At 39.0% G+C, this 12968-nt stretch carries 15 protein-coding genes; 3 read left to right on the top strand and 12 right to left on the bottom strand.

What is annotated here, in order from left to right:
- Positions 1 to 115: 115 nt before the first annotated feature.
- The 11 genes from JBF11_RS02255 to JBF11_RS02205 all read right to left on the bottom strand — a co-directional run bounded on the left by JBF11_RS02255 (position 116) and on the right by JBF11_RS02205 (position 8127).
- Positions 116 to 1216, bottom strand: coding sequence for a DegT/DnrJ/EryC1/StrS family aminotransferase (locus JBF11_RS02255; RefSeq protein ID WP_334315761.1), 1101 nt, complete (start codon positions 1214 to 1216; stop codon positions 116 to 118).
- 9 nt (positions 1217 to 1225) lie between these two features.
- The gene (locus tag JBF11_RS02250) at positions 1226 to 1780 is read right to left on the bottom strand and encodes a class I SAM-dependent methyltransferase (RefSeq protein ID WP_334315760.1); all 555 of its coding nucleotides are present in this window, start codon (positions 1778 to 1780) and stop codon (positions 1226 to 1228) included.
- A gap of 29 nt (positions 1781 to 1809) precedes the next feature.
- The gene (locus JBF11_RS02245) at positions 1810 to 2676 is read right to left on the bottom strand and encodes a formyltransferase family protein (protein ID WP_334315759.1); all 867 of its coding nucleotides are present in this window, start codon (positions 2674 to 2676) and stop codon (positions 1810 to 1812) included.
- 14 nt (positions 2677 to 2690) lie between these two features.
- The gene (locus JBF11_RS02240) at positions 2691 to 2936 is read right to left on the bottom strand and encodes a hypothetical protein (RefSeq protein WP_334315758.1); all 246 of its coding nucleotides are present in this window, start codon (positions 2934 to 2936) and stop codon (positions 2691 to 2693) included.
- Positions 2937 to 2938: 2 nt separating this feature from the next.
- Positions 2939 to 3337, bottom strand: coding sequence for a hypothetical protein (locus tag JBF11_RS02235; protein ID WP_334315757.1), 399 nt, complete (start codon positions 3335 to 3337; stop codon positions 2939 to 2941).
- The gene (locus JBF11_RS02230; protein ID WP_334315756.1) at positions 3334 to 3894 is read right to left on the bottom strand and encodes a dTDP-4-dehydrorhamnose 3,5-epimerase family protein; all 561 of its coding nucleotides are present in this window, start codon (positions 3892 to 3894) and stop codon (positions 3334 to 3336) included. Before JBF11_RS02230 ends, JBF11_RS02235 begins: the two co-directional genes overlap by 4 nt.
- A 1-nt stretch (position 3895) precedes the next feature.
- Positions 3896 to 5020, bottom strand: a complete 1125-nt coding sequence (gene gmd, locus JBF11_RS02225) for a GDP-mannose 4,6-dehydratase (RefSeq protein WP_334315755.1) — start codon at positions 5018 to 5020, stop codon at positions 3896 to 3898.
- A 12-nt stretch (positions 5021 to 5032) separates the two neighbouring features.
- Complete coding sequence (locus tag JBF11_RS02220; RefSeq protein ID WP_334315754.1) at positions 5033 to 6133, bottom strand: mannose-1-phosphate guanylyltransferase/mannose-6-phosphate isomerase; 1101 nt, start codon at positions 6131 to 6133, stop codon at positions 5033 to 5035.
- Complete coding sequence (locus JBF11_RS02215; protein ID WP_334315753.1) at positions 6123 to 6431, bottom strand: sugar phosphate nucleotidyltransferase; 309 nt, start codon at positions 6429 to 6431, stop codon at positions 6123 to 6125. The genes JBF11_RS02220 and JBF11_RS02215 overlap by 11 nt, the downstream gene beginning before the upstream one ends.
- 319 nt (positions 6432 to 6750) lie before the next feature.
- Positions 6751 to 7500, bottom strand: a complete 750-nt coding sequence (locus JBF11_RS02210; RefSeq protein WP_334315752.1) for a basic amino acid ABC transporter substrate-binding protein — start codon at positions 7498 to 7500, stop codon at positions 6751 to 6753.
- A 201-nt stretch (positions 7501 to 7701) separates the two neighbouring features.
- On the bottom strand, positions 7702 to 8127 hold the full coding sequence (locus JBF11_RS02205; protein WP_334315751.1) for a hypothetical protein: 426 nt from the start codon (positions 8125 to 8127) through the stop codon (positions 7702 to 7704).
- A 145-nt stretch (positions 8128 to 8272) separates the two neighbouring features.
- On the opposite strand from JBF11_RS02205, the gene JBF11_RS02200 reads away from it, so the two are divergent.
- Genes JBF11_RS02200 through JBF11_RS02190 form a run of 3 tightly spaced genes read left to right on the top strand, consistent with a single transcriptional unit; the run spans position 8273 to position 11914 of the window.
- Positions 8273 to 8515 carry an FmdB family zinc ribbon protein gene (locus JBF11_RS02200; protein ID WP_334315750.1) on the top strand — a complete coding sequence of 81 codons (243 nt, stop codon included), beginning with the start codon at positions 8273 to 8275 and terminating at the stop codon, positions 8513 to 8515.
- A gap of 24 nt (positions 8516 to 8539) precedes the next feature.
- On the top strand, positions 8540 to 9463 hold the full coding sequence (gene hemC / locus JBF11_RS02195; RefSeq protein ID WP_334315749.1) for a hydroxymethylbilane synthase: 924 nt from the start codon (positions 8540 to 8542) through the stop codon (positions 9461 to 9463).
- 12 nt (positions 9464 to 9475) lie between these two features.
- On the top strand, positions 9476 to 11914 hold the full coding sequence (locus tag JBF11_RS02190; protein ID WP_334315748.1) for a Lon protease family protein: 2439 nt from the start codon (positions 9476 to 9478) through the stop codon (positions 11912 to 11914).
- Between the two features lie 347 nt (positions 11915 to 12261).
- Here the strand turns inward: JBF11_RS02190 and JBF11_RS02185 are convergent, their stop codons facing one another.
- The gene (locus JBF11_RS02185; RefSeq protein WP_465250209.1) at positions 12262 to 12960 is read right to left on the bottom strand and encodes a DMT family transporter; all 699 of its coding nucleotides are present in this window, start codon (positions 12958 to 12960) and stop codon (positions 12262 to 12264) included.
- Between the last annotated feature and the right edge of the window lie 8 nt (positions 12961 to 12968).

Below are 12968 nucleotides of genomic sequence, written 5' to 3'. Positions count from 1 at the left end.
CTTAATTTGCCGTTATTAATATTTTTTTTATACTGTTCTTCTGAAAAAAAGCTTTTATTTTTCTTTGGCGTTTTAAATATATTCATATTATCCCACTGATACGTATTCTTTAAATTTACCTATTCCCAGTATCATAAAATTCTCTGATTGAAATACAAATATATTCAATCTGCTTATCGGATAACTGCGCAAAAGAAGGCAGCCATAAGCCCTTTTTTCCAACCGTTTCAGAAACCTTATGCTCCCCTGAAACCTGATATGCAATTTGTTTGTTGATAGGACCGTACATAAGGCGCGTCCCGATATTTTTTTCTTTCAAAAACGTTTGCAACTCATCTCTCTTATCACAAATGCAGTCATAAAACCAAGGAACAGTATGTTCGATATCCTGTTCAAAAAGCTTTATTCCCCGTATTCCGGCAAGTCCTTTTTTATATAATGAATATATCTCTTTTTTACGTTCAACCCGCTTTGAAACTTTTTTCATTTGCTCAATACCGATGCAAGCCTGCAATTCCGTAAATTTAAAATTATATCCTATGCTGTCATGAAAATCATTTCCTCCCCCGCTTCGTCCGAAATCTTTCAGTCTGCGGAGTTTATACGCTATTTCATCATCATTTGTAATTAAAGCCCCGCCTTGACCTGTTGAAATAATTTTAGGTGCGGAAAATGAAAAACTTCCGACTTGCCCGACCGTGCCCATATGCTGTCCGTCAGGATAACAAGAACCCAAGGATTGAGCGGAATCTTCAATTAATATAAGATTATTTTTTTTGCAAAAATTTACAAAGGCGCCGATACCGGCTTTGGGATAACGTCCATTGGCGGTGACCAAAATCAATGCTTTTGTTTTAGCTGTTAGCGCTTGTTCCGCTTTTTCCAAATCCATGCAAAGCGTTTCTTCTTCCACATCGATAAAAACAGGAACCGCTCCGAACATTTTTACGGAATTAGGGGTCGCAATCATGGTATAATTCGGAACCAAAACCTCGTCACCGGCAGCAATGCCGCATGCCATCGCAGCCAAAGTCAAACTGACCGTGCCATTGTTAACAACAATACAATGTTTGGCTTTTGTATATTCCGCAATCATTTTTTCAAATTTTTCCGTACGCTTGAATTCCGTGATAAACCCATCTTCTTCCATATACGCACAAACGGCGTTTTTTTCTTCCTCACCGAACCAAGGACGCATTTGCATTATAAAATCCATAACAATCCCCTATAATTTTTCAGCTTCGACATTCAAACTTATCAATAAGCCGTTTTCTTTATCCATATGAGGAAAATATGCTTGAGAATGATCATCGTAATCCTTATGGATCGTTTCTCTCCAATCATATTTGCGAATATTGCCGAATCCCGCATTTGCCAATACTTCGGACAATGAATCAAAATTATATACGGTTTTATGATACAAACACATTTTTTCATTATTCACAGAAGTTATTTCCATTCTTCCGTATAATGGTCCCAAAATTTTGGTTATATCACCTGTTTTTTTATACACTTCAATCAGTTTATCGAAATCCGGAACCGCCAGCCTCAATATTCCGCCGACTTTCAGACACCTGTTCCATTCAGACAGCACATCAGCCGCCTGCACTCTGTCAAAATACTCAAGTGAATGGCTTGAATAAATCAAATCCGCACAGTTATCTTCAAACATGGGCAGCTTATCAATGCTTGATTTATAATGGATATGCGGCATATCGCATAAATCGACATTGATAAATCCCGAAATGTTCCTATGCCAGCAGCCTAAATGAATATTCATACTCTGTTCTCCTTCACAATTTTATAGTTTCAGTATCCAACGGTACGTATAAAAGCCGTTTTCTTTGCCCAAGCAAGAAAAAAATACTCAAGAATGATCAGCAGAATTTCCTCTCTCTCTCTCTCTGTATCTATGTTGTTCAATAACATCTCAATATCATTAACAATAATATCCTGGTCATTTTGTTTAATGAGAGAATAAAAAAATGGCGGGAAAAAGAATGCCTTGTCATATAAGCGTATTTTTTCATCGGACCATGATAAATCAAGGTATCCCTCATTCGGCAGCACTTTATAATAATTTCCTTCTTCCTTTTGCTTCCTTCCTTTTATTTTTTGTTTTAACAGTTCTATGGCGTTGCTTATATGATTGATGGCATCCAAATGCACTTTAAAATGCAGTGTAAATGAGTTATCATTTGCAGCGATTTTAACCTTATCCGCTAAAATAATGTTTCCGCCGTCAATTTCATCTGTGATGTAATGATAAGACCAGCCGGCATATTCCTCATTATTGACAATAGCCCATGGAATGGAAAAAAATCCCTTATAAAAAGGCAGCAAACCGGGATGTAAATTCATTGCGCCCAGTGTGCAAAGTTTTGTCCAGTCGCTTTTTATTATAATCCTATTCACAACGCTTACAATAATATCAACCCCGTTTAATTTTTTCACGATTTCAGCAAAATCAAAAGCCGTTTTCTCATAACATTGATATTTAATTTGATATAATTTCAGAAAATTAATTAACATTTCATTTTTAGCATTATTTTCCGTAACAACATATAAATTATCAATAAAAAAACCTGAAGACAGCAATTTTTCGATCGCCAAAATTCCGTGCCCGCCATGTTGTGTTGAAAATATGATAACTTTTAATGAATTATTTTCTTCCATACCAAATTAACTCCTCATCTTCCCCACAGCATTTCAGCGTTATAAAAATTAAGGCTATCCGACCTGTACTTCTTACTCATATGCAATACATTGTCTTTCAGAACAATATTTCCGGATAAAATACAAAAACTGCCGATTTTTATATTATTGCCGAGCGATATTTTATGAGGAAAATCTATCGGAGTACGTTTATCGATAAAAACATTTTCACCCAATGTTTTAAATCCCATATCCACAAGTTCGGCACGGGAGTAATACATGACTATATTCTCCTCCTGTCCAGTTCCGCACCGACATAAGGACCAGTTTTCACTTCTAAAACCTGCGTATTATCTTCCAGGACGGAATATCCGTGTCCGCCCCATAGCAATACGACAACATCACCTTCAGCTGCTTCAAACTCCGCAATTTTTTTATCTTCAAAATCATAAATGTCTGCCTTTATTCTTCCCTTGCGGATATAAAGGACTTCCTGCGTTCTTTGCACAATTCTTTCAACGGTATTGTGAGTATGCGCCAAAAGCTCTTTGCCTTTATCGTAATTCCATGAACCGACTTGAATAAAATCATCATCAGCGGAATAAAATTTTAATCCTGCTTCCCAATCCTCAGCCGTTATATGCTTTGCAAAAACAATATCATTCAGTTTGATTTCTTTCATAATGCGTTTCCTTTTCTCTGTTTCACAGCCGCAAGCATATCCCTGTCGGACAAAACGGGATTGGGTGCAGGCCATGCAATACCGATCCGCTTGTCATTCCACGCAAAGGTAAATTGCTCGCCGGCGTCGATATACTCTCCTTCATAAGCGCATTTATAGTGATAAACGGCATATTCACTTGTCACATAATATGCGTTTCCCATGCTTGGCGGAATAAGGATTATTTTTTGATTATCCTTGTTGATCAAAAACTCCTGCCATTTCAGATAGGTCGGAGAATTTTTCCTGCAATCGACAACATACTGATGAATTTCGCCAAAAACACAAGTCACATATTTCCAGGTCTTGAAATCACCATGTATGCCGCGTAAAACATTTTGCCGCGATTGGGAAAACTTGTCGTGTTTAAAATGCAAGCCGGCGGGAAGCAATTGTTCAATTTCTTCCTGATAAAAAGAGGTCCAGATATTTCCTCTTAAATCTTCGGATATGCTGGGAGTTATGATATGAACCCCTTTGATTTCCTGTGATTCTTCAATAATAAAATCAAAAGCCATCTTATTCTCCGAAATAACTTTTTAACACAAAACCGCCGCTTTTTAAATAATTATGTTTTTTAACGATTTCCAAATCACTTTTCATCATATCATCGACAAGCTCTTTTAATGAGTAATCTCTTTTCCAGCCCAATTCCTTTTCGGCTTTGGCAGGGTCGCCAAGCAAAAAATCGACTTCCGTGGGTCTGAAATACGCAGGGTCAATGCAGACGACTTCTTTTCCTGCCGGAACTTGGTACTTTGGATTGGAACAAGACGCAACATACGCTTTTTCATCAACCCCGCAGCCTTTAAATTCAAGCTCAATTCCGACATACCGAAAAGCCAAAATCAAAAAATCCCGCACAGAGCTTGTGTTGCCTGTTGCAATTACCCAATCGTCCGGTTTTGGAGCCTGCAAAATCATCCACATCATTTTCACATAATCTTTGGCATGTCCCCAATCACGTTTTGCATCAAGGTTGCCCAAATACAATTTATCCTGCAAACCCGCTGCGATTTTAGATACCGCCAAGGTGATTTTACGCGTTACAAAAGTTTCACCGCGAATAGGGCTTTCATGATTGAACAATATTCCGTTGCATGCGAACATATTATAAGCTTCACGATAATTTTTCGTAATCCAGTATGCATATAATTTCGCCACCGCATACGGGCTTCTCGGATAAAAAGGAGTTGTTTCTTTTTGCGGAGTTTCCTGAACCTTACCGAACAATTCGGAAGTTGAAGCCTGATAAATTTTGGTTTTTTCTGACAAACCCAAAAAACGCACAGCCTCTAAAATTCTCAACGTGCCGATACCGTCCGCATTAGCCACATATTCAGGCGTTGTAAAAGACACGTGAACATGGCTCATTGCCGCCAAATTGTAAATTTCATCCGGCTGCGTTTCCTGAATGATTTTTGTTAAATTCATTGAATCCGTCATATCGCCGTAATGCAGGAAAAATTTAACATCGATTTTATGGCTGTCAGACAATAAATGGTCTATCCTATCCGTATTGAACGAAGAAGCACGGCGTTTTATCCCATGAACAACATATCCTTTATTTAAAAGAAATTCAGCAAGATACGCTCCGTCTTGACCTGTCACTCCGGTTATTAATGCTACTTTTTGTTTTTCCATCTCATTTCCTTTCTATCGGATATAATCGTCATCGAAACGGACTATATCGTCTTCTTCCGTATATTCGCCCACTTGCGCCTCAATGATAACCACCGGAACAAGCCCTTCATTGCTTAATCTGTGCAGTTCGCCCATTTTGATATAAATGGATTCATTCGGACGGACTAAACTTGTTTTATCCCCGATTTGCACGGTTGCCGTACCGCTTACGACTATCCAGTGTTCATTCCTGTGAAAATGTTTTTGCAGCGATAACCGTTTGCCGGGAGCAACAACGATTTTCTTTATTTTATAACCATCGCTGCTTTCCAAAACGGTATATGTTCCCCATGGTCTGTGCGTAATTTTATGCTCCCTGTGCAATGACGAAATTTGTTTTACTTTTTCAGCAACCTGTTTTATTTTTTGCGATGATTTCAAAGGAGCGACAAGAAGAGCGTCACCGGTATCGGCAATAATCAAATCATTGACATCAACTGTTGCGATGACTTTTTTATTCTCAGGAGCGAGATAAATAAAATTGCCAGCCGAATTAATAGCTATCTGATTCACATTATGGGCGGTATTTTCATTGTCTGCTTGAAACTCCTTATATAAAGCTTCAAAACCGCCTAAATCCGACCAGTCAAATTGAACCGGAATACATTTCACTTTTTCCGATTTTTCAAAAACGGCATAATCAATGCTTATTTCAGGAATTTGCTTGACTTCTTCCACGGGTAAGCGATACGTATTATCATTTTTCAAACAAGCATTAAAAGCGATAACAGAAGTTTCATACACATCCGGAGCGTATTTTTTTAATTCTTCAAGCAACGTCTTTGCTTTAAAACAAAAAATTCCGGAATTCCAAAAAATATTTTCATTTTTTATTAATGTTTCAGCCGCATTTTGCGTCGGTTTTTCAAGAAAAGCCCGCACAGCATAATTTTCAGCAATTTCAATATATCCATACCCAGTTTCAGGATAAACGGGCTTTATACCGAATGTCACCAAAAAATCTTGTTCGGCAATTGTTTTCGCTTTTTTTACCGCTTCAACATACAGCTCATCATTTTTAATCAGATGATCACTGGGAGTGACCAATAAAACACGTTCCGGATCAACAGCCAAACATGCAAAAGCCAGTGCCGCAGCCGTATTTTTGGGGATTGTTTCCAATATATATATATATATGATTTACGGCATTACAATTTTCCGTTATTTGATCTTGTATTAAATAATAATGATCTTTATTGGAAATGATAATTGTTTCTTCGGAAAAAAGTTCATTCCGCCGTATTGTTTTTTGAAACAAAGAACCTTGATTGAAAAATTTTATGAACTGTTTAGGCATAAGCTCACGGCTGAGAGGCCAAAGCCTTGTTCCGTTTCCTCCGCATAAGACAACAGTTGTTATAAATTTATTCATACCGATTTATCTTTGTTTTATAATACTATTATTTGGTTTAAATCCTGTTTCAGTTCAAACGGCTTTAAACATATTTTAATAATCTTATTCTAACTCTAAATTTAATACAAGTTAATTAAACCGGATTTTAACTCCTGAATTGCCGATAATTGCAATAAAAATCCAATTTCAATAAAAGCATGTTCATACATGAAAAACCATCAATCGAAATTCCTGCGCATACAACAGTGCTCTTGATTTTGCAGGGCAGCACCTTACTGCATATAAAAAAAGCGGCATCGAAAGAAGCCGCTTTTTCAATTTTTATTACAAGCAAGAATTAAAATTCACCGAACCACTTGGTAAGGATTTCTTTTTCTTTGCCGTTTTCTTTGATTGCTTTAAAACCGGCGTTCAATTTATCCATAAGAGCGGTATTGTCTTTCAATACCAAGAAACCGAAAACTTCAGGGTCAGTGCTGGAGAATGCGATTTTCATCTTGCCTTTATACCCTTCTTTTTGACTTGCATAAAATTTTGCAACCGGGTCATCGCACATAACGGCGTCAAGACGTCCATTAGCCAAATCTTCAAGAGCGAGACCGACTTCGTCATATGTTACGATTTCATAATCAGCATCGATTTTTTTCAAAGCTTCGATAGCTGTCGTTCCGATTTGGATACCCACGCGTTTTCCGCCTTTAAGGTCTTCGGGCTTTGCGATAGGGCTATCGGTAGGAACAACGAGAGCTTGATACATATTGTATACCGGTTCGGAGAAAAGATATTTCTTTTGACGGGCTTCAGTAATGGTTACGCAAGAAGCGATAACATCAGCATTGTGAGATTCAATTTCACCGAAAATACCTTCCCAAGCAGCATTTTTCCATGTGCATTTGAGATTTGCAGCATCACAAATCGCATTAAGAAGATCAACTTCAAAGCCGATAATGTTTTTATCCATGTCGATAAACTGCATTGGCGGCCATGTTGGGTTAGTGGCAATCACAATGGTTTCGTCATCAGCAGCCTGAGCTTGACCGGCAATCAAAGATAAAGCAAGAAACATTGAAGATAAAATCTTTTTCATTTCAACTCCAAAACAAGTAACGTTAATGTTATACAAAATAATTTTTCAAAATTGAAAAATCCCCTCAACTGCGGTCAATATAAAATAATTGCCAATCATTGTCCATAAAAATATGAACCGCAGGAAACTTTTTTTATGAACGCATTCAAACCATACAGGAAAAACTATCGTATGAATATATTTTTTTTACAATTTTGTAATTTATTTAAGTTCTATGGACTCCATAATGGAAATGAAATCGGAACTTTCCCCTATTCCTGTCTGAATTGCAAAAGTATCTTTGCGTCCTTTAAAATACGTTACCAACGTCCATGCACGCTTATCGCCGTGCAAATATTCAAAATAATAAATGGACTCGGTGCGTTTTTTAAAATTATAGCCCACATAGGCTTTCATTAAGGCGCGGGAATAGGTCTCCAAAGTCACATAATGAACCGGAACTTTTTTATAGACAAAACTCGCTTCCTGGTTTCTGGTTTCAAAAACAACATGGTCCGCATCGGATTCCGCAACGCTCCAGCCAAGCGGCAGCGTAACATTCATAAACTCCAAATTTTCGTCAAAAGCATGGGCTGAAGCTACAAACAATGAACAAACAAAACTTACCGTCACAATCAAATAGCGCATAGTTTTTCCTCTTGTTTTTAGTATTAATTATTGGTTAATAATAGTGTTTGTCAATATCTTTATTATTTTTTTTAACGCTTGAAGTTAATATTGTAAATTAAAATAATTTCGTTTATTATCATAAAAAAATTTGGGAGTTATATATATGCCTCTTTATGAATTTCATTGTTTGGACTGTGATACCCAATTTGAAGAACTTGTTTTTTCTCAAACAGAATTACCTTCTTGTCCGCACTGCTCAAGCCCAAAGACCGAAAAGCTCATTTCAAGACCTTGCAGAAATAAAAATTCCAGTTCCGGCGCAGATATTCCGTCAATGCCTGCCCAATCTTCCTCCGGCGGCTGTGCGGGCTGTTCCGGCGGCTCTTGCGCTACTTGCGGGCATTAATATTTGAACACGTAAGGACTATCAATGAAAAAAATCATCATCGCCACCCGAGGAAGCGCATTGGCTTTGTGGCAGGCAAACCATATTAAAGACTTGCTTTGCCGGCAATACGAAGACTTAGAAGTCGAATTAAACATCATAAAAACAAAAGGCGACATCATTTTAGATGTTCCGCTTGCAAAAGTCGGCGGAAAAGGGCTTTTTGTCAAGGAAATAGAAGACGCATTGCTTAATGGCTCTGCGGATTTGGCTGTTCACAGCATGAAAGACGTGCCTATGGAACTTCCGCAGGGCTTGGTTTTGGGCGCTGTTCCGGAACGGGAAGACAGATACGATGTTTTTCTCTCCAAAAATTATGCGTCCGTGGAAGAACTTCCCCAAAACGCCGTACTCGGAACAAGCAGTCTGCGCCGCCAAGCCCAAATTTTGGCGCTTCGCCCCGATTTATCCGTAAAAATGCTTCGCGGTAATGTGCAAACCCGTATAAACAAAATGCTTTCAGGCGAATATGATGCCATTATTCTTGCTGCAGCGGGAATTAAACGCTTAAATTTAAGTGTCCCACATCAAATTCCCCTCACGGCGCCGAAATTTTTGCCTGCTTGCGGACAGGGAGCCTTAGGCATTGAAGTAAATGAAAAAAGAAGCGATATTCTTGAAATGATAGCATTTCTCAATCACGCCGAAACAAAAATCTGTGTCGAAGCGGAACGGGCTTTCCTCAAAAAACTTGACGGAGGCTGTCAAGTTCCCATTGCCGCCCATTCGCAATTAAAGGGTAAGACCTTAGTATTGGAAGGGCTTGTTGCAGAACCCGATGCAAGCAAAATCATCCGGTACAGCTTGGAAGACGAAATCGGCAATCACATTGCGCTTGGCGAAAACCTTGCGCAGCTTGTTTTGAACAATGGCGGAAAAGAAATTCTTGAACGCTTGTATAACCAATAGACAGGGACAATCATGGCTAAAATTCTTCCCTTAGCGGCTGAAAAACTGCACTCTTCCTTGGATGCGAACAAAATTCCCTGGGAAACAAGTGATGATATTCCTAAATCATTACGGAAAGATTTTTCCCAACCTCGGGCTGTCAATGCTTTAAATCTTGCCGTCAACATAAAAGATAACGGCTATAATATTTATTTGGCAGGGGAAAACGACCTTGGCAGAGGCTATATGCTGTATAATTTTTTAAAGCCCATAGCCCAAAAAAAAGAAACACCTCCTGATTTGTTATATGTCAACAATTTTGAAGATACAGACAGTCCTATTCTGTTAAAAGTCACCGCGGGGCAAGGAAAAATTTTAAAATCGGAACTTGCCAAAATTTTACAGCAGATCAAAAAAGAAATTCCTTTGCGCTTTGAAACAGAAGCCTATGAAAAAAAACGGCAAACGATTTTATCCAATTTTCAAAGAATCCGTGAACATTTTATTAAAGAAATGGATACTATTGCCGAAAAGCAAGGCTTTAATCTGGATATTGACGAGCAAGGCAGTTTAACCCTTTATCCTTTAGTTGAAGGAAAAAGGCTGAACGATGAGGAATTTGAACTTTTAGACGTCAATATCCGCTCTGAAATCAAACGAAAAAGTGACCACTTGCTCCACACCATGACCACCGTCATCAAAAAATTGAGCAAAGCGGAACGTGATTTCAAACAAAATCAAAAAGATCTTGAAAAAGAAGTGATGACAGACGTTTTGCATAAATATTTCATCCCGTTTCAAGAAAAATTTTGTAAAAATGCCGGAATATACCAAGAAAGCGTCAACAAATTCTTTGACAACATGCATAAGGATATGCTTGAAAATATGGATTTATTCCTTGTCAAAGAAGGAACGATCCCCCTCAGCCTCGCTGAATTGTCCTCCCCTGTCCTTCCGACGGCTCAAGACAATTCATCACGCTATGAGCTCAATCTTTTTGTCGATAACAGCGAAATAAAAGGAGCTCCCATTATTTTTGAAAGCCACCCGACCTTTTTCAATGTGCTCGGCTGCATTGAACGGGAATCGGAAATGGGGGCGTTGTCAACGAATTTCACGTTAATTAAAGCCGGTTCCGTTCATAAAGCAAACGGCGGTTTTTTAGCTTTTCATATCGAGGATATTCTTGCACACCCAAGCGCCTGGGACGGTTTGCTGCGTGTCCTTCGCGCCAATAAAAGCAAAGTCGAAGACGACAGCAACGAACTTATCAAAACCAAAACACTCTCTCCCGACGCTTTTGACTTGGATTTGAAAGTTATTCTCATCGGAACTGACCAAATCTATGAAACATTGCTGGAAAATGACGACAGGTTTTCCAAACTTTTCAAAATAAAAGCTCAAATGAGCATAGACACAGACAGAACAATATCGAATATCAGGGCTTGGCTGCATAACATCGCGCACATTGTCAACGAGGCGGACTTGCTCCCTTTCGACAAAGAGGCTTTGGCGGCATTGGTTGATTATTCAACCTTGTTATGCGAAGACCACACGAAAATATCGCTTAAATTTCCGCTTATCCGGGAAACCATGATTGAAGCATCCGCCCTTGCCGAAATGGAGCAAAGGGAAACAGTCACGAAAGACTATATCCATAAAGCATATCAAGAAAAAATGTATCGTTCCGCGTATATTGAAGAATTGTTTATGGAAGAATATGACAGGGACATGATAAAAATCCAGACTTCAGGATATGCTGTGGGCAGAGTCAACGGCTTATCCGTTACCTATGCGGGACAATTTGAATTTGGCTTGCCGCACCAAATTTCCTGCACCGTGGGCGTTGGGCACGGCGGCATTATCGACTTGGAAAGGGAGTCGGAACTGGCTGGACCGATACATACAAAAGCCATGATGATTTTAAAAAGCTATTTGGTTGACCAATTCGCCCATAATAAACCTCTTGTGTTAACCGGCAGTCTTTGCTTTGAACAAAGCTATAACGGCATTGAAGGGGACTCCGCATCCGGAGCCGAACTTGTGGCGCTGCTTTCCGCAATATCAAAAACCCCTATCAACCTGAGCCTTGCTATGACAGGCGCGGTCAGCCAAGCGGGCGACATCATGGCTGTTGGCGGGGTTACCCGCAAAATCGAAGGATTTTTCAAACTTTGCGAACAACGCGGACTCACTGGCAAACAAGGTGTCATTATTCCAAAAGACAATATCGAACACCTTATGCTCAATGAAAGAGTAAGAAATGCCGTTGCCCAAGGCTTATTCGCCATTTACCCCGTAAGCCACGTCACAGAGGCGTTGGAACTCTTAACGGGTATTCCTGCGGGAAAACGCACAAAAGCCGGCAATTTCCCTAAAAACACCCTTTTCCATACCGTGGATGCGGAGCTGCACGAACTCGGCTGGCTCGCTGAAAATTCCTTTAAAACCCGTAAAAAGAAAGAAAAATAAGAAACGTCCGAAAAGAAATTTTAATTATCAGATTAAAACTTCTTTTAGTTTTTCAAAAAAAAGACTTCGATGTATTCTCTTGAAGTCTTTTTTTTGCTGAAGCGACAACAACATATAATTTTTAATAAATTATTATGGATATCATGCGGAAACGTTCCGGTTTAAATAATCTGAAAATACCTCCTAACAAAAATTTTATAGAGCTGTAACAATATCACAAAACAAAGACGCATTTATTAACTTTTCCACAAAAATTATATGGCATTTTCGGTTTTGGCTTCTTCCCCAACACACAGGCTTTAATTGCAAAATATACGAAAGAGCTTCCGACATCTTGCACAGACTTGTTATTTTTTCTGTCCGTAAATTGCCAGACACACACCGCCGACAGTCAGCAGCAGACAAACACCCTGCACCGCCGTCAGCCGCTCATCCAACAAAAAATAGGAAAAAACAATTACAAACAGCAGAATGAGGTTACTGAACAAAGCCACAGTACCCGCCTGTATATGCTGCAACGCATAATTTATAGCCAAATAAAGAAAAAGCCCCGCAAAAAGCCCCAAATACCCCATAGACCATAAAGCCTGCGGAATGATTTTTTGTGAAAAAGGCGTCCATAAAGCCAAAGGCAAAAATATGCACATTCCTCCAAGAGTTTGAATGGCAGCAATACTAAGTAACGGATACCTACCAGCCAATTTTCTTGCACAAACCGCATAACAGGAAGAAAAAAACATAGCAAGCAAAACGAGGCTGTTTCCAAGTACCGGATTTAATGCTTCAGAACCAACGGAAGCAAAAAACGCATTTCCGACAACACCTACCGTACATACAAATATGGCAAAGATTGTAAGCGGATTTATTTTTTCTTTTAGAAAAATACGTGCCATAACAGCCGTGATGACGGGATAGCTAGCGGCAATAGCCCCGCCTTGAGAAGCCGTGGTATACTTCATAGCAAAAGACTGTAAAAGAAAAAAAAGTCCGGGGTCAAAAATCCCTATGCTTGCCAAATATTTCCAATCGCCTTTTTGATAAGGAATACGATACC

It is taken from the genome of Taurinivorans muris, from assembly GCF_025232395.1.
GTDB lineage: Bacteria > Desulfobacterota > Desulfovibrionia > Desulfovibrionales > Desulfovibrionaceae > Taurinivorans > Taurinivorans muris.
Note: the sequence above shows the minus strand (reverse complement) of the source record. Positions and strands in the feature narration are given on the sequence as shown.

What these genes read in the sequence shown, in the direction of transcription:
- JBF11_RS02255 (WP_334315761.1), bottom strand. Translation starts at nt 1,216, where the DNA reads ATGGATTTTATAATGCAAATGCGTCCTTGGTTCGGTGAGGAAGAAAAA.
- JBF11_RS02250 (WP_334315760.1), bottom strand. Translation starts at nt 1,780, where the DNA reads ATGAATATTCATTTAGGCTGCTGGCATAGGAACATTTCGGGATTTATC.
- JBF11_RS02245 (WP_334315759.1), bottom strand. Translation starts at nt 2,676, where the DNA reads ATGGAAGAAAATAATTCATTAAAAGTTATCATATTTTCAACACAACAT.
- JBF11_RS02240 (WP_334315758.1), bottom strand. Translation starts at nt 2,936, where the DNA reads ATGTATTACTCCCGTGCCGAACTTGTGGATATGGGATTTAAAACATTG.
- JBF11_RS02235 (WP_334315757.1), bottom strand. Translation starts at nt 3,337, where the DNA reads ATGAAAGAAATCAAACTGAATGATATTGTTTTTGCAAAGCATATAACG.
- JBF11_RS02230 (WP_334315756.1), bottom strand. Translation starts at nt 3,894, where the DNA reads ATGGCTTTTGATTTTATTATTGAAGAATCACAGGAAATCAAAGGGGTT.
- gmd (WP_334315755.1), bottom strand. Translation starts at nt 5,020, where the DNA reads ATGGAAAAACAAAAAGTAGCATTAATAACCGGAGTGACAGGTCAAGAC.
- JBF11_RS02215 (WP_334315753.1), bottom strand. Translation starts at nt 6,431, where the DNA reads ATGAATAAATTTATAACAACTGTTGTCTTATGCGGAGGAAACGGAACA.
- JBF11_RS02210 (WP_334315752.1), bottom strand. Translation starts at nt 7,500, where the DNA reads ATGAAAAAGATTTTATCTTCAATGTTTCTTGCTTTATCTTTGATTGCC.
- JBF11_RS02205 (WP_334315751.1), bottom strand. Translation starts at nt 8,127, where the DNA reads ATGCGCTATTTGATTGTGACGGTAAGTTTTGTTTGTTCATTGTTTGTA.
- JBF11_RS02200 (WP_334315750.1), top strand. Translation starts at nt 8,273, where the DNA reads ATGCCTCTTTATGAATTTCATTGTTTGGACTGTGATACCCAATTTGAA.
- hemC (WP_334315749.1), top strand. Translation starts at nt 8,540, where the DNA reads ATGAAAAAAATCATCATCGCCACCCGAGGAAGCGCATTGGCTTTGTGG.
- JBF11_RS02190 (WP_334315748.1), top strand. Translation starts at nt 9,476, where the DNA reads ATGGCTAAAATTCTTCCCTTAGCGGCTGAAAAACTGCACTCTTCCTTG.